Genomic DNA, 22,509 nt, shown 5'->3' on the forward strand with positions numbered 1-22,509 from the left:
GGTCCGTCAGTCCCGCTCGCCCCCGATGAGGGCGCCCTCCCGGGCGGTGAACGCCGCATGCACCTCGGGTGCGGCCTTCGCGGGAGAGCCCGCGTCGTACGGGGGCTGCGGGTCGTACTCCACCGCCAGCTGGATGGCCTGGGCGTCGGTGTCCCCGGCGATGCGGCCGGCGAGGGTGAGCGCCATGTCGATGCCGGAGGAGACGCCGGCGGCGGTGATGTACTTGCCGGCCTCCACCACCCGCTCGGACGCCGGCTCCGCGCCGAAGAGGGGCAGCAGTCCGGTCACCTTCCAGTGGGACGTCGCCGGGCTCCCCTTCAGGAAGCCGGCGGCCGCGAGGACGAGTGAGCCGGAGCAGACGGACGTGGTCCAGGTGGTGTGCGGGTCGACGGCCCGGAGCCAGCGGACGAGCGGACCGTCCGGTGCCAGCTGTTCCTTGGTGCCGGGCCCGCCGGGCACCAGCACCAGGTCCGGGTGGGTCACCTCGTCGAAGGACGCGGTGGCCAGGAACGACAGCTCCCCGTTCTCGTTCGGTACGAGTCCGCGCTCCTCGGCGACGAAGACGACCTCGGCGCCCGGCAGCCGGCCCAGCACGTCGTACGGTCCGGCGATGTCGAGGGCCGTGAAGCGGGGGTAGAGGACGACGACGATCTGCATACGGGTGGCTCCTTCGGGTGGGCGGGTCAGACGGACGCCGGGCGGAAGCGGCGCCGGTATTCGGCGGGGGCGGTGCCGAGGGTGCGCAGGAAGGCGCGGCGCATCGCCTCCGGGGTTCCGTAGCCGCAGGTGCGGGAGATGCGTTCGACGCCGTCGGTGGTGTCCTCCAGCAGCCGGCGGGCGCACTCCAGCCGTACGCCGTCGACATAGCGTCCGGGAGTCATGCCGGTCTCCTCCCGGAACGCGCGGGCGAAGTGGCGCGGCGAGAGGCCGGCGCGGGCGGCGAGCGATTCGACGGACAGGTCGGCGGCGGGGTGTTCGGTGATCCACGTCTGGAGCTCGCGCAGCGGCTCGCGGCGGGCGGTCTGGGCGGTGAGCTGGACGCTGAACTGGGCCTGGTTGCCGGGGCGGCGCAGGAAGACCACGAGGTGGCGGGCGACGACGAGCGCCGTCGAACGGCCGAGGTCCTCCTCGACGAGGGCCAGCGCCAGATCGATGCCGCTGGTCACGCCCGCGGAGGTGTAGACGTCGCCGTCGTGGATGTAGATCGGGTCGGCGTCCACCTCCACCCCGTCGTACGCCCGCAGCCGGTCGGCGTGCGCCCAGTGCGTCGTCGCCCGCCGTCCCCGCAGCAGCCCGGCCTCCGCGAGCAGCAGGGAGCCCGTGCAGACGGACACCACGCGGCGGGAGCGGGGGGCGTGCTCGCGCAGCCAGGCCACCACGCGGGGGTCGGGCTCGAGGGCGCCCTCGCCGCCGGGGACGATCAGGGTGTCGGGCGCGGGGGTGGCGGCGAGGTCCTGGTCCGGGGTGAGGCGCAGGCCGCTGAACGTCTTCACGGTGCTTCCGCCGGGGCTCGCCGTACGGATGTCGTACGTGGCACGGGGGTGGCGGGACGCTCCGGCGAAGACCTCCAGGGGGCCGGTCACGTCCAGGCCCTGGACGCCGTCGTAGAGCAGGAACAGGACGGTCGTCGACGTCATGCGGCCATCGTCGCGGGACGCCCGCGATGGCCGCAATGACGAATAACCCACCTTTCCTGCCATCGCCGCCGATCCACCGGGGTACCGAACTAAGCGCCCGCTCAGTAGCCTGCCGTTCATGACCGACGCCCGCGCCGGACGGCGCTGCCACCACGTCCTGAACCCGCTGAACGCCGTGCTGTACTTCTCGCCGGAGTTCACCCAAGCGATGCGCGGCATCGGCCTGGACACGGACGACGACGCGCCCGGCTCGTTCTTCGGGATGCGCGGCTACTTCGCCGCCCGCTCCGCCGCCATGGGCGCCGTCGGCCCCGGTACGGTCACGGCGACGTTCTTCAACTTCAGCCACGAGCTGATCTCCCGCCACATCCCCCACGCCTGGGCCATCGCCTCCCCCGCGCAGGTGCTCGCCGCGCGGCTGGCCGCCGCCGACCTCATGCTGCGCCGGCTGCTGGGCGACGAGGCGGTCGGGTCCAAGGAGATGGCCGAGGCCGCCGAGCTCGCCGTACGCGCCGCCGAGGGCGCCGGCCGGTCCGGGCGGCCGCTGTACGCCGCCGAGGCGGACCAGCCGTGGGCGAAGGCGCCGCATCTGGCACTCTGGCAGGCGGCGACGATGCTGCGCGAGCACCGGGGCGACGGGCACATCGCGCTCCTGTCCCACGCGGGTCTGGACGGGATCGAGGCGCTGGTCTCGCACACCGCGTCCGGCCGCGGCTTCACCACGCGGGCCGCGCAGACCATCCGCGGCCACTCGGCCGGGGACTGGGCTGCCGCCCAGGAGCGGCTGCGCGAGCGGGGACTCCTCGACGCCGACGGCGAGCTGACGCCGCGGGGCGCCGAGCTGCGCAAGGAGCTCGAGTACGAGACGGACCGGCTGGCCGTCGGCCCGTACGAGCGGCTGGGGGCGGAGGGCACCGAGCGGCTCACCGGACTCGCCGGTGTGTTCGCGGGCGCCGCGGTGGGCGCGTTCCCGCAGGGTCTCTTCGGGAAGTAGCCGCCCGCCGATCTCGCGGGGCCCGCCCCCGGCTGTCGGTGGCACCTGCCACAATGCGTTGCGCACGGCAGAGTAGAAAGCGGGGCCAGTTGTGACGGTGTCCATCGAAGGCAGGATCGCCGGGGAGCTCGGTGTACGGGACGGCCAGGTCAGGGCCGCGGTCGAGCTGCTCGACGGCGGCTCCACGGTCCCGTTCATCGCGCGGTACCGCAAGGAGGCGACCGGGGCGCTGGACGACGCGCAGCTGCGTACGCTCGAGGAGCGGCTGCGCTATCTGCGCGAGATGGAGGAGCGGCGGGCCGCGATCCTGGAGTCCGTCGACAGCCAGGGCAAGCTGACCGACGAGCTGCGGGCGCAGATCCTGGCCGCGGAGACCAAGGCCCGGCTGGAGGACATCTACCTCCCGTACAAGCCCCGGCGCCGCACGAAGGCCCAGATCGCCCGCGAGGCCGGTCTGGAGCCGCTGGCCGACGGCCTGCTGGCCGACCCGACGGTCGAGCCGCTGGCCGCCGCCGCTGCGTTCGTGGACGCGGAGAAGGGCTTCGCGGAGCCCGCCGCCGCGCTGGAGGGCGCCCGCGCGATCCTCACCGAGCGGTTCGGCGAGGACGCCGACCTCATCGGCGAGCTGCGCGAGCGGATGTGGACGAAGGGCCGGCTGGCGGCGAAGGTCCGCTCCGGCAAGGAGGAGGCGGGGGCGAAGTTCGCCGACTACTTCGACTTCGCGGAGCCGTTCACCCAGCTGCCCTCGCACCGCGTCCTGGCGATGCTCCGGGGCGAGAAGGAGGAGGTCCTCGACCTCGAGCTGGAGCCGGACGCCGACGAGCAGCCGGAGGGGCCGACGGCGTACGAGCGGGCCATCGCGGCGAAGTTCGGCGTGTCCAACCAGGGCCGCCCGGCCGACCAGTGGCTCGCGGACACCGTCCGCTGGGCCTGGCGCACCCGGATCCTGGTCCACCTGGGCATCGACCTGCGCACCCGGCTGCGCACGGCGGCGGAGGACGAGGCGGTGAACGTCTTCGCGGCGAACCTGCGGGACCTGCTGCTCGCGGCCCCCGCGGGCACCCGCGCCACGATGGGCCTGGACCCCGGCTTCCGTACGGGCGTGAAGGTCGCCGTCGTCGACGCCACCGGCAAGGTCGCCGCGACCACCGCGATCTACCCGCACGTCCCGCAGCAGAAGTGGGACCAGTCCCTGGCGACGCTGGCCGAGCTGGCCCGCGAGCACGACGTGGAGCTGATCGCCATCGGCAACGGCACCGCCTCGCGCGAGACGGACAAGCTGGCCGCCGATCTGATCGCCGCCCAGCCGGAGCTGAAGCTGACGAAGGTGATGGTCTCCGAGGCCGGCGCCTCCGTGTACTCCGCGTCCGCGTTCGCCTCGCAGGAGCTGCCGGACATGGACGTGTCGCTGCGCGGCGCGGTGTCCATCGCCCGCCGGCTGCAGGACCCCCTGGCGGAGCTGGTGAAGATCGACCCCAAGTCGATCGGGGTCGGCCAGTACCAGCACGACCTGTCCGAGGTGAAGCTGTCGCGCTCGCTGGACGCGGTGGTGGAGGACTGCGTGAACGGCGTGGGCGTCGACCTGAACACCGCGTCCGCCCCGCTGCTCTCCCGCGTCTCGGGCATCGGCTCGGGGCTGGCGGACAACATCGTGTCCTACCGGGACGCCAACGGCCCGTTCTCCAGCCGTTCCGCGCTGAAGAGCGTGCCCCGGCTGGGCCCGAAGGCGTTCGAGCAGTGCGCCGGCTTCCTGCGGATCCGGGGCGGTGACGACCCGCTGGACGCGTCGTCCGTGCACCCCGAGTCGTATCCGGTGGTGCGTCGGATGGCGAAGAGCAGCGGCACCGAGGTGGCGGCGCTGATCGGCAACTCCAAGGCGCTGCGCTCGCTGCGGCCGGAGAACTTCGTCGGCGAGTCCACCGGTGTGCTGACCGTGACGGACATCCTGAAGGAGCTGGAGAAGCCGGGGCGCGACCCGCGGCCGGCGTTCAAGACGGCCACCTTCAAGGAGGGCGTCGAGAAGATCTCCGACCTCACCCCGGGGATGATCCTGGAGGGCGTCGTGACGAACGTGGCCGCCTTCGGGGCGTTCGTCGACGTCGGCGTGCATCAGGACGGGCTGGTGCACGTGTCGGCGATGTCGCGGACGTTCGTGAAGGATCCGCGTGAGGTCGCCAAGTCCGGCGACATAGTGCGGGTGAAGGTCCTCGAGGTGGACGTGCCGCGCAAGCGGATCTCGCTGACGCTGCGGCTGGAGGACGAGCCGGGCAAGCCGGACGCCGCCCAGGGCGGCGGCGGTGGCGGCCGGCGCGGTGGCGCCCCGCGGCAGCAGCGCCAGGGCGGAGGCCGCGCCCAGGGTCAGGGCGGCGCCGGCCGACAGGGGGCCGGCCGACAGGCGGCGCCGGAGAACAGCGCGATGGCGGACGCCCTGCGCCGTGCGGGGCTGCTGGGCAAGGGCGACCAGGGGAAGGGCCGGCGCTGAGTTGATCGCGGAGGGGGACGCAGGCGGTGTCCGGCTGCTGCTGGGGCTGCTCGACGGGGAGACCGGGCCGGTGTACGAGCGGCTCGGTCTCCGGGAGGGTGAGGTGGCGCCCCGGCAGCGGGACCCGTGGTACGTGACGCGGCTGCTGAACGAGACGGCGGCGCCGGCCTCGGCGCTGCTGTGGATGCTGGAGACGGACGATCCGGACGTCCGGATCTCCGCGTACCGGGCGCCCAGGATGTCGGACGGCCTGCGCCGCGAGATCATGGCGGGCCGCTCTTTCGCGCCCGGCGCCACGGGAAGCGTGAGGCCGCCGAAGACGGACCGCTGGGACCGGCCGCCGGAGCCCGTCGACACTGCGGAGTACGACCTGCTGGCCGAGCTGTACGCGGTCCGCACGATGGCGCACGGCCGCGCGGCGGCCGGCACCGTCACCCGCGACGACTGGCCCCGGATCGCCGCCGCGGACCACGACGCCCCACTGCCCGGCTTCGCCCGCTGGAGCCTCGCGATCCGCATCGACTGCCCGCCGGAGCTGCGCGCGCAGTTCGGCGACCACCCCAAGTTCCGCCACCGCCTGCGCCAGGCCGGCATCGTGAGCGGCCCCGCCGAGTACGTCGAGACCTACCGCCCGGCCCGCCGCGTCCTGTCCCTGCTGGCCCTGGGCGCCTGGGCCTTCCCCCCGTCCCGCCAGTCGGAGGCCGCCTCGGTCCTGCGCCCCCTGGCCCAGTCCCTGGGCCCGTCCCCGGAACCCTGGGCGATCCTCACCCAACTGCTCCCGACATTCACGGGCACCCTCCCGGAGCTCCTCAGGACGACCCGGGCGGTCAGCGGGGTCTGAGCCTTGGCTGTGCGATGGGGCGGGGCGGCTGGATTCGAACCAGCGTAAATTCCGGATTGGGAGTCCGGTACGTCTGCCTCTGCGTTACGGCCCCGCCTTGGGCGTGATCTTAGGCCGTTCGGGGGGTGTGGCGCAGGTGGTCGTGGGACTGCGCGGCGGGGTGATGCGGCATATCATCCGGAAATGTCCGGTCTATTTCTGAGGGGCTCCCGTGGTGCGTGACGACTCCCCCGGTTCCCGTCCGCTGGGCGTGCACTCCGAGGTCGGCAGGCTGCGCAAGGTGCTGGTCTGTTCGCCGGGGCTCGCCCATCGGCGGCTGACGCCGTCGAACTCCGGGGATCTGCTCTTCGACGACGTGATGTGGGTGGAGAACGCGCAGCGCGATCACGCCGACTTCGTCGGCAAGATGACATCGCGCGGGGTCGAGGTCGTCGAGCTGCACGATCTGCTGGCGCAGACGATGGCCGTACCGGGGGCGAAGGACTGGCTGCTCGACCGGAAGATCACTCCGAACCGGGTGGGTCTCGGGCTGCTGGACGGGACGCGGTCCTTTCTGGAGACCCTGGAGCCCCGGCAGTTGGTCGACTACCTGATCGGGGGGCTGGCCACGAACGATCTGCTCGACGAGTTCCGGCCCGCGTACGCCGCGCTGCTGCGGGGCGACTCGGGTGCCCGCGAGTATCTGATGCCGCCGCTGCCGAACATGCTCTACACCCGGGACACGACGTGCTGGCTGTACGGCGGTGTCACGCTCAACCCCCTGTACTGGCCCGCCCGGCACGACGAGACGCTGCTGATGAAGGCGGTGTACACGTTCCACCCGGACTTCGCCGGCTCCACCGTCTGGTGGGGCGACCCGGAACAGGACTGGGGCCAGGCCACGTTCGAGGGCGGCGACGTCATGCCCGTCGGCAACGGCGTGGTGCTGATGGGCATGAGCGAACGCACCTCGCGGCAGGCGATCAGCCAGGTCGCGCTGGCCCTGTTCGAGAGCGGCGCCGCGAAGCAGGTGGTCGTCGCCGGGATGCCGAGGCTGCGCGCCGCGATGCATCTCGACACGGTGTTCACCTTCGCCGACCGCGACATCGTCACCGTCTACCCGCGGATCGTGGACGAGATCCACACGTTCACCCTGCGCCCGGACGACCGCCCGCCCGGCGTCCACGTCACCGACGAGGGCTCCCGCGCCTTCCCCGAGGTCGTGGCGGAGTCCCTCGGGCTGTCGAAGCTCCGGCTGATCGAGACCGGCGGCGACGTGTACGCCTCCGAGCGCCAGCAGTGGGACAGCGGCAACAACGCGGTGGCCGTCGAGCCCGGCGTGGTCTTCACGTACGACCGCAACACCCAGACCAACGCCCTGCTGCGGGACGCCGGCGTCGAGGTCATCACGATCGTCGGCGCCGAACTGGGCCGGGGCCGCGGCGGTGGCCACTGCATGACCTGCCCGCTGATCAGGGAGCCCGTCAGCTTCTGACGCCCCGGTCCCGCGCGAAAATTGTCAGCGCCTCCTGATACCAATGAGTCAAGCTGGATCACGGGGGGTGTCGGGCATGGCTTACGGTGACGAGCGCGTGGTGCGCCGGCGTGTCGTGGATCTCGCCGACCGACGGGCGCTGGAGCAGTGGCGGCCCGCCGATCCCGCGGTGGTGGCGGAGGCGACGCGGCTGAAGGAGGCCGCGCTGCTGGACTTCGGCATGACCACCTCGGCGGTCACGTCGTGGCTGTACTCCAAGTGCCGCCACCACATAGCGACGACGGCCGTCGGCACCGCCGCCGTGGTCGCCTCCGGCGACGGCAGCTGTCTGCTGCTCTTCAACCCGGGGTTCTTCACCGGACTCGGCCTGGACGGCGTGAAGTTCGTGCTGTTCCACGAGGCCCGGCATCTGGTCCACCGGCATCTCTTCGCCGAGCCGGAGCTGCGCGAGGACCCGGTGTTCACCGTCGCCGCCGAGGTCGCGATCAACCATGTGGCGCTGATCCGGCTGGGCCGCACCGGGCTGCCCCTCCTGGACGGCGAGCCCACGGGCATCGACCCGCGCGTGGTGTACGAGGACTACCGCGAGGACCTCCTCGGCCAGGGCCTGGAGCCGCTCGGCTACGACCACTTCGCCGAGACCGACATGACGATCTACGGCGAGCTCAAGCGGATGAAGAACCCGCCGGTGCCCCCGCCCCTGTGCGTCCATCTCACGGAGGACGGCGTGCCCGCCGACCAGGAGACCGTGGACGCCGTCTGTTCCTCCGTGCTGCTCAACTCCCTCCTGGCCGCCCGCCGGGGCCACCCCGCCGCCGAGGGCGAGCTGCTGGACCTGATGGACCGCACCGACGGGGCGACGGACCGGGCAAGCCGGATCTGGGGACGGCTGGGCGCGGGCCGGCTGCGCGGGCAGACGTCCGCGACGCGGCGCGTCGACTGGTGGCAGCGCTGGCTCGTCGACGTACTCGCCTCGAAGCTGCGCGAGGGCGAGCGGCTGGTGTACCCGAAGAAGCGCGGCGCGCTGCTGGCCGCCCTCGGCCAGGACCCGATGCTCTCGCGCCGGGGTGCGGAGCGGACGAAGGTGCTGGTCGTCGCGTACGACACGTCCGGCTCGATGCCCGGGCACGTGGTGGAGTGGCTGACCGACCTCGTCGGCCGGATCGACGGGGTCGAGGCGCACTGGCTGTCGTTCGACGGCTGTGTGATGCCGTTCAAGGCGGGCGAGCGGGTGTACGGCGGCGGCGGGACGAGCTTCCAGGCGGTCGCCGACTACGTCGAGGGACGCACGGCGGTGGACGGGGAGTTCTTCGACGAGAGACCGGACGCCGTGGTGATGCTCACCGACGGCTACGCCCCGCACATCACGCCCGCCGAGCCGGACAAATGGATCTGGCTGATCACCGAGTACGGCGACGACTGGCCGGAGGCCCACTCCCCGCCCATGGCCTGCCACCGCGTCACGACAGGAGACCGATGAGCACGACCGGCAGCACCACGCGGCCCCCGCGCACCCTCTCCAAGCTCGAGGCGTTCATCGACGCGATGATCGAGATGGGGCAGACGGGGCAGGTCTTCGGCGAACACGGCATCGGCAAGACGTCGACGTTCTTCTCGCACATCCCGCGCGCCCACCCGGACGCGGAGCTGGTGTTCGTCCCGGCGGCGAATCTGACGCCGGACGATCTGCTGGTCAACGCGCCGGTACGGGACGCGGAGTCCGGTGCGCTGGTGCTGCGTCAGCTCGTGATGCGCCAGCTGACGCCGGGGCGGCCGTTCGTCCTGCTCATCGACGACTCGCTGCAGGCCGGTGAGACGATCCAGTCGCAGCTGATGCAGATCGCCTGCAACTGGACCCTCGGCGAGCACGATCTGCGGGCGCTGGGCTGCATCGGTGTGTTCCTGACGGACAACGAGTCGCTGGCCGAGACGTCCGCGCGGCGCAGCGATCTGGCGATCCTGGACCGGATGGTGACGCTGCGGATCACCGCGAACGACACCTCGTGGCGGAGCAAGCTGAGCGCCGTGTTCCGCCCGTGGGACCTGAGCGGCGTGTTCGCGGTGTGGGCGTCGCTGACGCCCGGGCTGCGGGAGCTGCTGTCGCCGCGCACGCTGGAGCACGTCCTGGCGTGTGCCCGCGAGGGGTTCCCGCTGCGCTGGGGGCTGCCGCTGGTCAACGGCGAGCGGCTGCGTCTGGTGGAGGACGCGGGGGACGGCCGCAGGGCGCCGGACCGGACGGCGGAGATCCTGGACCGGATCGCGAAGGCCCTCGGCGTGCCGAATCCGGCGCGGGTGGCGGACCCGGTACGCCGCGTGGTGCGCGCGGCGCTGCGCAACCGGTGGTCGGTGCTGCTGCAGGGGCCGCCCGGCTGCGGGAAGACGGAGCTGGTCCGGCAGGAGGTGCGGGACGGGCTCGGCGCCGAGCCGCTGTACTTCTCGCTGCCCGTGACGAACGTCGAGGACCTGTGCGCCCCGATCCCGGCGGCGGACGGCACGCTGGACAATCTGCTGGCGCTGCCGTTCACCGGCGCGGCACCCAAGGCGATCGTGTGGGACGAGTACAACCGGCCCAAGGACAAGGCGGCGTTCGCCAAGCTGATGGAGATCACGCAGGAGTGGTCGCTGGCCGGCCGCCGGATCGAGAACCTGCGCGCCCAGATAGCCATCCAGAACCCGCCCTACCACCTGGGCCGCAAGCTGCTGGTCGCGCGCAACAACATCGCCCAGGCGACGCGGTTCACGATCTCGCTCGAGGTGCAGCCGGAGGACATCCCGGCGAACGAGTGGCTGATCGACAGGTACGGTCCGGTCGCCGAGACGGTGCTCGAGTGGTGGAAGCACGACATCGACGAGGACGGGCGGGCCTGGATCACCAAGCGGACCATCGAGCGGCTGATCCGGCTGCATCGGCAGGGGCTGCCGCTGGAGCTGGGGACGATCTATCTGGGTGACGGCGAGTACGCGCCCGTACCGCTGACGGCGCTCGTCGACCGGCTGGACAACCGGCCGGTGACGGGGCTGCGGGAGCTGGCCGCGAGTGTCGGGGCGTGGGAGGTGCGGCTGCGGCGGGCGGCGGCGGAGTCGGCGGAGGGCGGTGATGACAGCGATGTGGTGCACCAGGTGCTGGCCAACGCGGAGCTGTCGCAGCTGAAGCGGCATCGGAAGGCGGTGGTGCGGCTGGTGGCGCTGCTGCCGCCGAAGCTGCGGTCGACGTATCTGGTGGGGGCGTCGGAGAAGGCGCAGCGGTTCTGGATCGAGGTGTTCGCGCAGATATCGCGGTGAGGGGGTCCGCCCGCCCCGACGCTGCGTCGTGTCCGGAGACCGGCTCACGGCCTGGCCTGCGGGTCCGTCGGGGTGTCCGGGGCTCACCCGGGGAGCGGCGGGGCGCGGTGCACGCTGCGGATCGCGGCCACGTCGTCCGGGACGGGCGGGAGCTCGGGCAGGCCGGCGGCGAGGGTGTCGAGGCGGCGGCGGACGCTGGTCGCGATGCCCTTGCCGAGGAGGTAGCGGGTGGGGGTGGCGGCGCGTTCGGCGCCGGCGAGGAGGGGGAGCGCCTGGCGGCTGCGCAGGCCGGTGTTGGACAGGACGAGGTGGCCGAGGCGGTGCTCGCGCGCGGCCAGGGCCTGGGCGACGGCGGCGGTGGCGGCTTCGTCGAGCCGGTTGTCGGCGGCGCCGAGCGTCCCCGCCGCCCGGACCCGGCCCAGGTCCAGCACCTCGACGCCCGCGGTGACCGCCGCCTCCACCAGGCGGACGGCGGCCTCGGGCCCGATGCCGTTGCTGGCGGCGGAGAGCCGCCGCAGGCTGCCGTACGGGGCCTGCCGGAGCGCCTCCGCCAGCGCGAGGGCCCCGGTGTCGCCCAGTCGGGCCGCCGACAGGTACAGCTCGCCCAGCGCCCCGGCGCCGACGGCGGGGGCGATCGCCGCCGCGCCCGCCGGGCCGAGGGAGTTGCCGCCCGCGTAGAGCCGCTCGATGCGCCGTCCCGCGCCGGCCGCCGCGATCAGGGCGTCGCCGAGCACCGCGAGCCCCTGCGGGGTGAGGCCGGTCTGCACCAGGTCGAGGGTGCGCAGCGAGCGCGCCGCCTCGATCAGCTCCGCCGCGGCGTCCCCGCCGCCCGCGCCGAGCGGGTTGCGCTTGAGCCAGACGCCGCTCACCGCCTGCGGGGAGCCGCGCAGTTGGCCGGCGATCCGGCAGGCGCCGTCGGCGGAGATGCCGTTGCAGCCGAGGTAGAGGGTTTTGACGTCGGCCTCGACGGCCTTGTGGGCGACGGCGTCGGCCCCGTCGTCGCCGAGTCCGTCGGTGCCGAGCAGCAGATGGCGTACCGGTCCGGGGCGCAGGGCGTCGGCCACGAGGGCGGCGCCGTCGGGGCCGAGCTGCTGTTTGCACAGGTCGAGGCGGCCGTCGGGCAGGGCCGTGCCGGCCGGGAAGTCGGTGCGTTCGGTGACGCCGCGGCCCTCGCGCAGCCAGGCCAGCAGCGGGGTGAGGTCGGTGGTGGGGCGCGGGGTGACCGGGCCGATGCCCGCGAAGGGTTCAGGAGGTTCGGTCACCACGCCGCCTCCCGGTAGTCCTTGAGGAAGACCCCGGCGACCGGGTCGCCCGCCTCGCCGCGCACGATCGGGTCGTAGACGCGCGCCGCGCCGTCCACGATGTCCAGCGGGGTGCGGAAGCCGGCCGCGGCGATCCGGTCCTTCTTCGGCATCGGGTTCTCGTCGGTGATCCAGCCGGTGTCGACGGCGCACATGTACACGCCGTGCTCGGCCAGGGTGGGGCCGCTGGTGCGGGTGAGCATGTTGAGCGCGGCCTTCGCCATGTTGGTGTGGGGGTGGCCGGGCATCTTGTTGCGGACGGTGAACCGGCCTTCGACGGCGGTCACGTTGACTATGTACCGGCGTTCGCGGGGCGCGGCCAGCAGCAGCGGCAGCAGCCGGTCGCACAGCAGCGCGGGGGCCAGGGAGTTGACCAGCTGCGTCTCCAGCACCTCGGCGGGGTCCAGCTCGCCGAGCTGCGCGGACCAGGAGTTCTCGGGGGCGGTGTCGGGCAGCAGGCCGGCCTCGTCGATCTCGTCGAGTACGAGCGCCAGTGCCCCGGCGGCCGGGGCGCCGGCGGCACCGTCACCGGCAAGGGCGGCCATCGGCCGGAACCCCGGTGCCGCGAGCACTTCGCGCGGCAGTCCGTCGCCCTCCCCGGCGCTGAGCGCGGCATACGACTCGGGCGGGCGGCGTACGGTCTGCGCGGCGTTGTTGACGAGGATGTCCAGCGGCTCGCCGCCGCGGCGCAGGTGCTCGCACACCCCGAGCACCTGGCGGGGGTCGCGCAGGTCGACGGCGATGACGCCGAATCGGTCGAGCCACTGCGCGGAGTCCGGCTGGGTCTCGAAGCGGCGGCGGGTGTCGTGCGGGAAGCGGGTGGTCACCAGGACCTCCGCGCCGTCGCGCAGCATCATGAGGGCGAGCTGGAAGCCGATCTTCACCCGGCCGCCGGTGATCAGCGCCCGGCGGCCGCGCAGGTCCGTACGCAGGGCGCGGCGGGCGGAGTTGTCGGCGGCGCAGTCCGGGCAGAGGCGGTGGTAGAAGCCGTCGAGGCGGCGGTAGATCTGCTTGCACACGTAGCACCGCTGCGGGCGCAGCAGCTCGCCGCCCTCACCCGTCTCGCCGGGCAGCGGGGCGTCCTCGCGCCTCGCCGTGCCGCCGGTCGCGGTGGCGGCGACGAGCGCGGCGTCGGCGGCGGCCGTCCCGTCGCGGCGGTCCTTGCGCCGCCGGACGCGTCCGTCGCGGGCGAAGGACGCGGCCACCTGCTCGGCGCGCAGCCGCACGGGGTCGTCGGCGGGCAGGGCGCGCAGCCTCGCGACCGTGCGGTCGAAGGCGGCCAGTTCGTCGTCGGTGATCCCCTCCACGCGGTCCCGGCCGGATTCGAACCGGCGTATCCGCCCTGACAAGGCGGCGCGCCTGCCTCTGCGCTACGGGACCCCTGCGGCCGTCCGGTCACGGGACGGCCCGTCAGCTGCCCCCGCGGCCGGATTCGAACCGGCGTGTTCCGCTGTGCAAGCGGCGCGACTTCCTCTGCGCTACACCGGGGCATTGCGCCGGATCGTACCCGATCACCGCTCACCCCCCGGCGGCCAGCCGGTCGGCGATCCGCCGCATCCCGTCGCGCACCACGTACTGCCCCGGCAGCCCCGGTATCTCCACCGGCCGCCCGGGCCTCCGCGGTGGGTGGCGGATCAGGTACGCGAGGACGCGCGCCGCCTGCGCCGGATCGTCGGGCGGCTCGCCGAGCTCGTAGTAGTAGGCGTCCTTGGCCCGCCCCGGATAGGCCTCGGTGACACCGAGGATCAGCGCGGGCGGACGCTCCCGGTAGGCGCCGTAGGGCTGGTCGTACAGGCTGGTGCGACGGCCCTCGGCGGTGTTGCAGGCGCCGCACAGTAACCCGCGTATCAGCCCGGACACATGATGGTGATCGACGACGAGCTCCCCGCGCAGCCCGCAGATCGCACAACGCCCGTCCTGCCACCCCCGCATAACGGCAAGCGGCGCCCGCCCCCGCGCCACCTCGCGCGGTAACGCCCACTCATGACACACCGGAACCGCCTCGAACCTCCCCATGCCCTTCACGCTAACGCCGGCCACTGACAATCGGCGTCACGCGCTGTCGACGAGGAGCTCCCGCAGGGCGGCGGCCCGCCGGGTCACAGGAGACCCGCCTTCTTGTAGAGGACCAGGGATCCCGCCACCGCCACATTCAGGCTGGCCCCCGTGCCCACCATCGGGATCTCCACGGCCTCGTCCAGGAGGTCCAGGGCCTCCGGTGGGATGCCCGTCTGTTCGTGGCCCAGGACGATCACCGTGGGGTTGCGGGCCGGGGTGAGGTCGGCGAGGCGGGTGGCTTCCTCGGCGAGTTCTACGCCGAGGATGTGCGCGCCGCGTTCGCGTTGGCGCGTGAGCCAGCCGAGGGGGTCGCCGGTCCAGTGCACGCACGGCTGTCTGCGCAGGGTGTTGCCGCGGGCCAGGGCCTCGGGGACCCAGGGGAAGCGGGGGACGGTGAGGCAGGCGCCGACGGCGTCGCACGTGCGGAGCAGGGTGCCGAGGTTGGCGCCGTGCAGGGGCCACAGGGGGGCCGCGTAGAGATGGTCCCAGCAGGAGTGGCCGCGGGGGCGGCGGTCGCGGCGGAGTTCACGGGGGCTTCGGGTGCGGATCCTCGCTCCGCTCCGGTCGCCGCTCATCGTGTGTGAGGCAGAGCCTCCAGGTCACAGGTCATACCCCCAGCTTAGCGATCAGATATGCGCATGGGCCAGACTCGAACCATGACAGATGTGATCGTGATCGGAAGCGGCATCGTGGGTCTGACCTCCGCCGTACGGCTGGCGGAGGCGGGGCACGACGTGGCCGTCTGGACCCGGGAGCCGGCGGAGGCGACGACGTCCGCCGTGGCCGGCGGGCTCTGGTGGCCGTACCGCATCGAGCCGGCCGGCCTGGTCACGCGCTGGGGCCTGCGGGCGATGGACGTCTTCCGGGAGCAGGCCGAGCGGCCGGAGGAGACGGGCGTGCGGATGGTCGTCGGCACGGAGGCGGGGGCCGGCTTCGAGGACACCGGGCCCTGGGCGCGGGAGCTGGAGGGGCTGCGCGAGGCGCTGCCGGAGGAGCTGCCGCCGTCGTTCGGGCGGGGCCTGCGGGCGCGGGTGCCGCTGGTCGACGTACCGTTCCACCTCGGCTGGCTGCGGCGGCGGCTGGAGGCGGCGGGCGGCCGGGTCGAGGACCGCATGGCGGCGTCGCTGGCGGAGCCGCGCGCGTCGGTGGTCGTCAACTGCGCGGGCCTGGGCGCCCGGGAGCTCGCCGGGGACGAATCCGTGGCGCCGGTGCGCGGGCAGATCCTCGTGGTGGAGAACCCGGGGGTCGAGGAGTGGCTGGTGGCGGCCGACCCGCGGGAGACCGAGACGACGTATCTGCTGCCCCAGCCCTACGGTCTGGTCCTGGGCGGCACGGCGGACGAGGACGCCTGGGACCGCACCCCGGACCCCGCCACCGCCGAGGCCATCGTGGCGCGCTGCGCCCGCTTCGTGCCCGAGGTGGCTTCGGCCCGGGTGCTGGCGCACAAGGTGGGGCTGCGTCCCGCCCGGCCGGCGGTGCGGCTGGAGGCGGAGGACACGGCGGACGGCACGCGGGTGGTGCACAACTACGGGCATGGCGGGGCCGGCGTCACGGTGGCGTGGGGGTGCGCGGACGAGGTCGTACGCCTGGTGGGCTAGCCCCTCAGGGGCAGCGGCGCAGCGGGACCGCGGCCGCCAGGGGGTGGGCGGCGCGGGCGTCGAGGAGCAGCGGTACGAGGCTGCGCAGCGGCTGGCGCAGGGGGACGAAGGCACCGTCCTTGCGGGGGTGCACCTCGATGCCGTGCAGCGCGAGGCGTTCGCTGGCGCGGGCGTACTCGGTGGGGTCGAGGCGGTACCCGCAGGGCAGGTCCGTGATCGTCTCGCCGCGCCTGGGCGGTGCGTTGTCCGCGCCGCCCACGGCCAGCGGCCCGGTGCCGCCGTCGCCGGCGCGGGCCGCGGTGGTGGCGGCCTCGACGGCGGTCACGTTGCGGGTGGTGAACGCGAGTGCCCCATGGAGCGCCGTGAGCTGGGCGCGGACGCGGCGGCGGTTGGTGGCGGGGCCGGGCGGGGCGGGGTTGACGCGGGTTTCGGCGAGTACCCCGAGGGCGTGTTTCAGGCCCACGGTGTTGCGCAGGATCCGTTCCTGGCCGTCGCCGGCCACCTGGCGGACGGGGACGCCGGTCCTGGGGTCGATCCAGATGCCGTAGTCGCCGGTCGTGAAGCCGGCCCGTTCGGCCGCCGCGCGGACGTCTGTTCGGGCGAGGGACTTGGAGGCCGCGCGGACGGCCGGGTCGACGCCGGGGTGGCGGGGCCACAGGGTCAGCAGGTCGCGGGTGTAGTACGGCTCGTCGCCGAGGAATTCGTGCAGGTCGTACACGATGTCCGGCTGCCGGTCACGCAGGACGGCGGCGATGGCGCGGGCCTCGGCGGTGCGCAGCACGATGTGGTCGCGGTTGATGTCGGCGTTCTCGGAATTGCCGCGGGTGCCGGCGGCCAGGCCGTCGGGGTTGGCGGTGGGCACGACCAGCACGGTCGTCCGGGCCAGGAGCCGGCGGGTGGCGGGGTCCTCGCCGAAGGCCAGGTCGCGGATGGTGGTCAGGCAGGCCTCGCGGCCGGCGGGTTCGTCGCCGTGCTGGGAGCAGATCAGGAGCAGCACGTTCTCCCGGGGCTCGCCGACGCGTACCAGGCGCAGGGGGCGGCCCTTGCGGGTGGTGCCGATCCGCTCGACGGCCACCCGGCTGCTGCGCTGCCGGACGGTGGTGAGGAAGCTCGTCTCCTCGGCCTCGGTGGTCCAGGACGAACCGGCCCGCTGTTCGAATCCGGTACGGGGTGGGATGCGGGCACTCGCCGGGGCACTGGGGTTGATGCCGATCAGCACGGCGGCCGCGGCCAGCACCAGGGCGGTGTTCCGCGCGCGCGGACGGGCGATCGTGCTCACCTGAACGTCTCTCCGGGGGCATACGAGCGTTATGCGTGGGGAGAACGTAGCGCAGGGTGATAGTCCGTGCACAGGGTTTCGGGAAAGCTCACACCGGTTCAGAGCCGCGTGGTGAGCAGCCAGGTCATGTAGCCGATGTACGTGGCGACGAACGCGCCGCCCTCGACGCGGGTCAGCCGGCGGCGGGTGACGATGACCGGCACGCACACGATCGCGGCGGCCACCATGACGATCAGGTCCAGCGCGAGCACGTCGTCGGGCACGGGGACCGCGCCGGGCGCCACCAGGACGGTGGGCCCGAGGATGAGGGCGATGTTGAAGACGCTGGAGCCGATGAGGTTGCCCAGCGCGATGGACCGGTCGCCGCCGCGCACGGTGGCGACCACGGTGGTGACGAGCTCCGGCGCCGAGGTGCCGACGGCGACGACGGTGAGGCCGATGAGCGCGTCCCCGGCGCCCAGGTCACGGGCGATCTCCACCGCCCCGTCGACCAGGAACTCGGCCCCGGCGACGATGACCGCGAGCCCCAGCAGGAGCAGCGGCAGCGCCAGGGCCACCGGCCGCGGGCGGGTCTTCGCCGGGGCGGGGCCACCGCCGCTGTCCCGTACGAGCCGAACCCGGCGGGCGTCCCGGCGGGCGAGCTCGATCATCAGCGCCAGATAGGCGGCGCCGTACGCGCACATCCACCAGCCGTCGGCGGTGGCGAGGCTGCCGTCGCGGGCCAGCACGTACAGCAGCAGCGCCGCCCCGGCCATCGCCGGCAGGTCCACGCGCAGCGTCCGCAGCTCGAAGTCGATGGGCCGTAACAGCGCGCTGAGCCCCAGGATCAGCAGCACGTTGACCACGTTGGTGCCGACGATGTTGCCGACCGCGAGCCCGCCGTTGCCCTGCTGGGCGGCCGTGATGCCGATGGCCAGCTCGGGCAGGCTGGTGCCCAGCGACACGACGGTCATGCCGATGACGAGCGGGCTCAGGTGGAAGCGGGCCGCCAGGGCGGACCCCTCGCGCACCACCATGTCGGCGCCCACCACCAGGGCGGCAAGCCCCAGAAGCAGTGCCGGCACCGGGCCCACGACCGAACCTCCCGCCGCCGGCGCTTTCCCCGAAGTCAAACCCCGGTCCTGATCCGCCGCAACTCGGACGCGAACCACCCCTCGCCAGCCCCGCCGGCGGGCATCCCCAGTAGGCTCCCGCGCATGCCGTACATGGACGAGCAAGGACGCCCCAAGCCCCCGGTCGCCGGCGGCGAGGCCGAGACCCTCCTCGGCTATCTCGACTTCCTGCGCGCCACCATCGAGTGGAAGTGCCGCGGCGTGGACGCCGAGGGCCTGCGGACGACCGTGGGGCCGACGTCGATGACGCTCGGCGGGATGCTCAAGCATCTGGCCTGCGTCGAGGACACCACCCTCGCCGAATGGCTGCTCGGTACGGAGGTCGGTCCGCCCTGGAGCGAGGTGGACTGGGACTCCGACCCCGACTGGGAGTGGCGCACGGCCGCCAACGACAGCCCGGAGGAGCTGCACCGTATGTGGCGCGACGCCGTGGCCCGCTCCGACAAGACGATCGCGCACGCGCTGGAGAACGGCGGGCTCGAGCAGCTCGGCAACTTCACCAACAGCCGCGGTGAGTCCCCCACCCTGCGCTACATCGTCATGGCGATGATCGAGGAGTACGCGCGCCACGTCGGCCACGCCGACCTGCTCCGCGAGGCGGTGGACGGCGCCACCGGCGAATAACCGTCCGGCTCAGCCGTGGTCGTACACCGTCACCGCTATCCCGCGGCCCGTCAGGGCACGTTCGACCAGCGGCTCGACGCGCGACCACACTCCCCCGGCCAGCCCGCAGCCGATCCGCGGCATATGGACGGAGGCCTCCAGCTCCAGCGCCCGGTCGCCCACCGCACCGAGCGCGGCGCCTATCGCCTCGTACCGGACCGGCGGCCCCTTGCTGCCCGTCCGGATGCCGTGCTGCCCCACCATGTTCGCCACCCACGTCCACTCGCCGACCCGGACGAACTGCGCGGCCCCCAGCCCGAAGTCGTTCCCCGCGCGCTCGCGGTGCCAGCGGCGGTACGCGGCCTCGGGCTCCGGCCAGCGGCGCGACACCGCCAGCACGAAGCCCTTGCCCCAGCCGCCCAGGTCGTTGCAGACATGCGCGATCAGCTTGACGCCCTTGGCCTGCGGGGCCGTCGCGTCGCCCCGCAGATACGTGATTTCCCCCATGTCACAGACGGTAGCGCGGGGCACTGACAGCGCCCCGCGCACCGCTCAGCGGGCCAGCCGGAACAGCAGCTCCGTCTCCCAGCTCGAGGGGTCCGGCTCCTCCCGCGGATCCGTGCGGTAGCTCTCCAGCCGGCACCCCCACCGCTCGCCCTCGGAGGTCGGCGTCATGTCCCACTCCAGGCCCCGCTCCCGGGCCCACACCAGCAGCGCCTTGATGACATGGATCAGCTGGTCGGGATGGCCGCGATGGACCAGGGACACATACCGGCCCCCGGGCAGGACCCCGGCCCGGACGCCGTCGTCCGTCCCGTCCCCCGCCACGGCCTCGGCGACGGGCCAGCCCGCCTCGACGACCAGCTGCTTGTCCATCTCGATCAGCTCGTACCGCAGGAACGGCGGTCCGGCCGGGGCGATCCCCCGCCGGGTGAGCCAGCCGAGCACCTCCGGGATCCGGTCGGCGATCTCCCCCATCGAGCGCATGGTCACCGTGCGGCGCATCGTGACGCACGGTGTTTCGGGCAGTTCGAGGACGGTGGGCGGCGCGGGCGTGTGAAGTGTCATGCCGGGTTAGACCTGCACGGGAGCCGAAACTCATCGCCCGATCAGGGAAGTTGACGAAGCTCCGGTACGAACGCGCAGATCACGCCAGTGGCCTACACCAATTATCGAGCCGGGAACACCTACCGAACCCCTCGCCGACAGTGTTTAGTGGCGTTCGCGTTGACCCACGTCCGACCCATTCTCCCAGGGGAGTTACCGCATGCCCGGAACCGCCTCCCGACGCACCGTGCTCGCCGCCGCCCTCGCGGCCGCCGCCGCCGGAGCCACCGTCTCGACACCGGCCTCGGCCGCCCCGCGCGCCGGTGCGCCGGCGCCCGGCCGCGTCGGCGCGCTGTCCGACTACCACGGCTGGGCCACCGCCCCCGCCTGGCTCAGCGGCCGGCACGAGGGCACCAAGCTCGTCGGAGGGTTCCGCCCGGGGATAACCGTCCGCCGCCCGCAGGGCAGCGTCGAGTACACCGACCCGCACACCGGCACCACCGCCACCTGGGACTACGCGACGTGGACCTCGCCGTCGTACACCCTCGCGGTTCCCGCCACGGAGATCGTCCCCTCGTGGAACGCCGACACCCCCGCGGGCACCTGGATCCAGGTCGAGCTGCAGGGCACGTACAACGACGGCACCGCCACCCCCTGGTACATGATGGGCCGCTGGGCCGCCGGCGACGGCGACATCCGCCGCACCTCGCAGGACGACCAGAGCGACGGCAAGTCGAGCATCTGGACCGACACCTTCGCCATCGACGACGCGGCGACCGGCCTGCGCCTGGTCGACTACCGGCTGCGGGTGACGCTGTACAGCAAGCCGGGCAGCGGCGCCGCGCCGACCGTGTGGCGCCTGGGGGCCATGGGCTCGGACGTGCCCGACCGCTTCGAGGTGCCCGCCTCGCAGCCGGGGCTCGCCCGCGAGCTGCTCGTCCCGCGCTACTCGCAGAACGTGCACGTCGGCCAGTACCCCGAGTACGACAACGGCGGTGAGGCGTGGTGCAGCCCCACCTCGTCGGAGATGATCATCGAGTACTGGGGCCGCGGCCCGTCCGCGTCGGACGTCTCCTGGGTGAACCCCGACTTCTCGGACCCGCAGGTCTGCCACGCCGCCCGTCACACCTTCGACTACCAGTACGACGGCTGCGGCAACTGGCCGTTCAACACCGCGTACGCCGCCACGTACAGCGGCATGAACGGCGTCGTCCACCGCATCGGCTCCCTCACGGAGGCGGAGCTCCTGGTCGGCGCCGGGATCCCGCTGATCACGTCGCAGTCCTTCCTCGCCAAGGAGCTGGACGGGGCCGGGTACGGCACCTCCGGCCATCTGATGACGGTCATCGGCTTCACCGAAGAGGGCGACGTCGTCGCCAACGACCCGGCGAGCCCCAGCAACCCGGCCGTGCGCCACGTGTACAAGCGGCGCCAGTTCGAGAACATCTGGCTCCGTACGAAGCGCATCAACGCGTCGGGCGGCGTCAGCGGCGGCACGGGCGGCGTCTGCTACATCCTGTGGCCGAACGAGGCGACCCCCCGCCAGCGCGCCGCGCTGGCGGCCGTCGGCATCCGCTGACGCCCTCGGGGTACGGTCGCCCCGCTTCCCGCGCGGGGCGACCGTACCCCGGATCGCCTGAGTCAAACCCACTCGAAACGGTCAGGCCGTAAGCCGGAATGCGATGGTCCGCATAGACTTCCGAAGGCGCGTGCGATGCGGCCGGCCGGTGGCCCGAAGCGGTCCCCCCGTGCCGTAGCGTGCTGCTTCGACAGCGACGAGAGTGGGAATCATGGAGCAGTCCGTCTTCGGCAGGACCGGTCAGCGGGTGTCCGTCTGCGGTGTGGGCACCTGGCAGCTGGGGGCCGACTGGGGCGACGTACCGGAGGCCGAGGCCTTCGCGGTGCTGGACGCCTCCCTCGAGTCGGGGGTGACGTTCTTCGACACCGCCGACGTGTACGGGGACGGGCGCAGCGAGCAGCTCATCGGACGGTTCCTGAAGGAGCGCCCGGACGCCGGGGTGCTGGTGGCGACGAAGATGGGCCGCCGGGTGGAGCAGGATCCCGCGCACTTCACCCTCGACAACTTCCGCGCGTGGACCGACCGCTCCCGCCGCAACCTCGGCGTGGACCGGCTGGACCTCGTGCAGCTGCACTGCCCGCCCACGCCGGTGTTCTCCTCCGACGCGGTCTTCGACGCCCTGGACACCCTGGTCGAGGAGGAGCGGATCACGGCGTACGGCGTCAGCGTGGAGACCTGCGCCGAGGCCCTCGCGGCGATCGCCCGCCCGGGGACGGCGAGCGTGCAGATCATCTTCAACCCGTTCCGCCTCAAGCCCCTGGACGAGGTGCTTCCGGCCGCCGCCGAGGCCGGCGTCGGGATCATCGCCCGCGTACCGCTGGCCAGCGGTCTGCTGTCCGGGCGGTACACCAAGGACACCGTCTTCGCGGAGAACGACCACCGTACGTTCAACCGCCACGGCGAGGCGTTCGACCAGGGCGAGACGTTCTCCGGCGTCGACTTCGCCACCGGTGTGGAGGCGGCCGTGGAGTTCGCCGCCCTCGCCCCCGAGGGCGCGACCCCGGCGCAGACGGCGCTGCGGTGGATCATGCAGCAGCCGGGGGTGTCGACGGTGATCCCGGGCGCGCGCAACGCCGCGCAGGCGCGGGCGAACGCCGGGGCCGCGGCGCTTCCGCCGCTGCCGGAGTCGACGCTGGAGGCGGTGCGGGAGCTGTACGACCGCCGGTTCCGGGCGGAGATCCACGACCGCTGGTGACGCCATGGTGCCGCCCGGGCCACCGGG

General features: G+C 73.2%; 20 protein-coding genes and 3 tRNA genes. 10 read left to right on the forward strand and 13 right to left on the reverse strand.

All coding sequences use genetic code 11. The features are described 5' to 3' along the window. Nucleotides 1-6: 6 nt before the first annotated feature. Both SRB5_RS03320 and SRB5_RS03325 read right to left on the reverse strand, forming a co-directional pair. Nucleotides 7-657: a DJ-1/PfpI family protein gene (locus SRB5_RS03320; protein ID WP_153449799.1), complete on the reverse strand. Its 651-nt coding sequence runs from the start codon at nucleotides 655-657 to the stop codon at nucleotides 7-9. A gap of 26 nt (nucleotides 658-683) precedes the next feature. Next, nucleotides 684-1,637 carry a GlxA family transcriptional regulator gene (locus SRB5_RS03325; protein ID WP_153449800.1) on the reverse strand — a complete coding sequence of 318 codons (954 nt, stop codon included), beginning with the start codon at nucleotides 1,635-1,637 and terminating at the stop codon, nucleotides 684-686. A 118-nt stretch (nucleotides 1,638-1,755) separates the two neighbouring features. Here SRB5_RS03325 and SRB5_RS03330 point away from each other — a divergent pair, with 118 nt between their 5' ends. From SRB5_RS03330 to SRB5_RS03340, 3 genes are all read left to right on the forward strand, one after another. After that, nucleotides 1,756-2,631, forward strand: a complete 876-nt coding sequence (locus SRB5_RS03330; protein WP_153449801.1) for an SCO6745 family protein — start codon at nucleotides 1,756-1,758, stop codon at nucleotides 2,629-2,631. 91 nt (nucleotides 2,632-2,722) lie between these two features. Beyond that, nucleotides 2,723-5,113, forward strand: a complete 2,391-nt coding sequence (locus tag SRB5_RS03335; RefSeq protein ID WP_323376938.1) for a Tex family protein — start codon at nucleotides 2,723-2,725, stop codon at nucleotides 5,111-5,113. Nucleotide 5,114: 1 nt separating this feature from the next. After that, nucleotides 5,115-5,954 carry a hypothetical protein gene (locus SRB5_RS03340; RefSeq protein ID WP_153449802.1) on the forward strand — a complete coding sequence of 280 codons (840 nt, stop codon included), beginning with the start codon at nucleotides 5,115-5,117 and terminating at the stop codon, nucleotides 5,952-5,954. Between the two features lie 15 nt (nucleotides 5,955-5,969). Here the strand turns inward: SRB5_RS03340 and SRB5_RS03345 are convergent. Further along, nucleotides 5,970-6,050: transfer RNA gene (locus tag SRB5_RS03345), tRNA-Gly, on the reverse strand. 118 nt (nucleotides 6,051-6,168) lie between these two features. On the opposite strand from SRB5_RS03345, the gene SRB5_RS03350 reads away from it, so the two are divergent. From SRB5_RS03350 to SRB5_RS03360, 3 genes are all read left to right on the forward strand, one after another. Then, nucleotides 6,169-7,428, forward strand: a complete 1,260-nt coding sequence (locus tag SRB5_RS03350) for an arginine deiminase (protein ID WP_407703864.1) — start codon at nucleotides 6,169-6,171, stop codon at nucleotides 7,426-7,428. A gap of 76 nt (nucleotides 7,429-7,504) precedes the next feature. After that, nucleotides 7,505-8,908: a vWA domain-containing protein gene (locus SRB5_RS03355; protein WP_153449803.1), complete on the forward strand. Its 1,404-nt coding sequence runs from the start codon at nucleotides 7,505-7,507 to the stop codon at nucleotides 8,906-8,908. Further along, on the forward strand, nucleotides 8,905-10,710 hold the full coding sequence (locus SRB5_RS03360) for an AAA family ATPase (RefSeq protein ID WP_153449804.1): 1,806 nt from the start codon (nucleotides 8,905-8,907) through the stop codon (nucleotides 10,708-10,710). The genes SRB5_RS03355 and SRB5_RS03360 overlap by 4 nt, the downstream gene beginning before the upstream one ends. Before the next feature lie 83 nt (nucleotides 10,711-10,793). On the opposite strand, the gene SRB5_RS03365 is transcribed toward SRB5_RS03360, so the two are convergent. The 6 genes from SRB5_RS03365 to SRB5_RS03390 form a co-directional block, all read right to left on the reverse strand. Further along, nucleotides 10,794-11,972 (reverse strand): leucine-rich repeat domain-containing protein, encoded by a 1,179-nt coding sequence (locus SRB5_RS03365; RefSeq protein WP_228389697.1) that lies wholly within the window; start codon nucleotides 11,970-11,972, stop codon nucleotides 10,794-10,796. Next, nucleotides 11,969-13,318 (reverse strand): SDR family NAD(P)-dependent oxidoreductase, encoded by a 1,350-nt coding sequence (locus SRB5_RS03370; RefSeq protein ID WP_323376940.1) that lies wholly within the window; start codon nucleotides 13,316-13,318, stop codon nucleotides 11,969-11,971. The genes SRB5_RS03365 and SRB5_RS03370 overlap by 4 nt, the downstream gene beginning before the upstream one ends. Before the next feature lies 1 nt (nucleotide 13,319). Further along, a tRNA-Asp gene (locus tag SRB5_RS03375) sits at nucleotides 13,320-13,391 on the reverse strand. A gap of 37 nt (nucleotides 13,392-13,428) precedes the next feature. Continuing rightward, nucleotides 13,429-13,500: transfer RNA gene (locus SRB5_RS03380), tRNA-Cys, on the reverse strand. A gap of 29 nt (nucleotides 13,501-13,529) precedes the next feature. Then, nucleotides 13,530-14,027 carry an endonuclease domain-containing protein gene (locus tag SRB5_RS03385; RefSeq protein WP_153449805.1) on the reverse strand — a complete coding sequence of 166 codons (498 nt, stop codon included), beginning with the start codon at nucleotides 14,025-14,027 and terminating at the stop codon, nucleotides 13,530-13,532. Nucleotides 14,028-14,110: 83 nt separating this feature from the next. Continuing rightward, nucleotides 14,111-14,644 (reverse strand): TrmH family RNA methyltransferase, encoded by a 534-nt coding sequence (locus SRB5_RS03390; protein WP_153449806.1) that lies wholly within the window; start codon nucleotides 14,642-14,644, stop codon nucleotides 14,111-14,113. A gap of 81 nt (nucleotides 14,645-14,725) precedes the next feature. Between SRB5_RS03390 and SRB5_RS03395 the strand changes: the two genes are divergently transcribed. Continuing rightward, entirely contained in the window at nucleotides 14,726-15,667 is a 942-nt protein-coding gene (locus SRB5_RS03395) for an FAD-dependent oxidoreductase (RefSeq protein WP_153449807.1), read from the forward strand. 4 nt (nucleotides 15,668-15,671) lie between these two features. On the opposite strand, the gene SRB5_RS03400 is transcribed toward SRB5_RS03395, so the two are convergent. Continuing rightward, a complete protein-coding gene (locus SRB5_RS03400) occupies nucleotides 15,672-16,937 on the reverse strand; it encodes a M14 family metallopeptidase (RefSeq protein WP_407703872.1) in 1,266 nt (421 codons plus the stop codon). 107 nt (nucleotides 16,938-17,044) lie between these two features. Next, entirely contained in the window at nucleotides 17,045-18,010 is a 966-nt protein-coding gene (locus SRB5_RS03405) for a calcium/sodium antiporter (protein ID WP_323376942.1), read from the reverse strand. A gap of 132 nt (nucleotides 18,011-18,142) precedes the next feature. Between SRB5_RS03405 and SRB5_RS03410 the strand changes: the two genes are divergently transcribed. After that, nucleotides 18,143-18,682 (forward strand): DinB family protein, encoded by a 540-nt coding sequence (locus SRB5_RS03410; protein ID WP_153449808.1) that lies wholly within the window; start codon nucleotides 18,143-18,145, stop codon nucleotides 18,680-18,682. Nucleotides 18,683-18,691: 9 nt separating this feature from the next. On the opposite strand, the gene SRB5_RS03415 is transcribed toward SRB5_RS03410, so the two are convergent. Together SRB5_RS03415 and SRB5_RS03420 are read right to left on the reverse strand one after the other, a co-directional pair. Beyond that, nucleotides 18,692-19,168, reverse strand: coding sequence for a macro domain-containing protein (locus SRB5_RS03415; protein ID WP_153449809.1), 477 nt, complete (start codon nucleotides 19,166-19,168; stop codon nucleotides 18,692-18,694). Between the two features lie 45 nt (nucleotides 19,169-19,213). Further along, entirely contained in the window at nucleotides 19,214-19,729 is a 516-nt protein-coding gene (locus SRB5_RS03420) for a GyrI-like domain-containing protein (protein WP_153449810.1), read from the reverse strand. A gap of 199 nt (nucleotides 19,730-19,928) precedes the next feature. Between SRB5_RS03420 and SRB5_RS03425 the strand changes: the two genes are divergently transcribed. Next, complete coding sequence (locus tag SRB5_RS03425) at nucleotides 19,929-21,287, forward strand: peptidase C39 family protein (RefSeq protein ID WP_153449811.1); 1,359 nt, start codon at nucleotides 19,929-19,931, stop codon at nucleotides 21,285-21,287. 211 nt (nucleotides 21,288-21,498) lie between these two features. Beyond that, entirely contained in the window at nucleotides 21,499-22,482 is a 984-nt protein-coding gene (locus SRB5_RS03430) for an aldo/keto reductase (protein ID WP_153449812.1), read from the forward strand. The last annotated feature ends 27 nt before the right edge of the window (nucleotides 22,483-22,509 follow it).

The organism is Streptomyces smaragdinus, from assembly GCF_009604385.1.
In the GTDB taxonomy this organism is placed as follows: domain Bacteria; phylum Actinomycetota; class Actinomycetes; order Streptomycetales; family Streptomycetaceae; genus Streptomyces; species Streptomyces smaragdinus.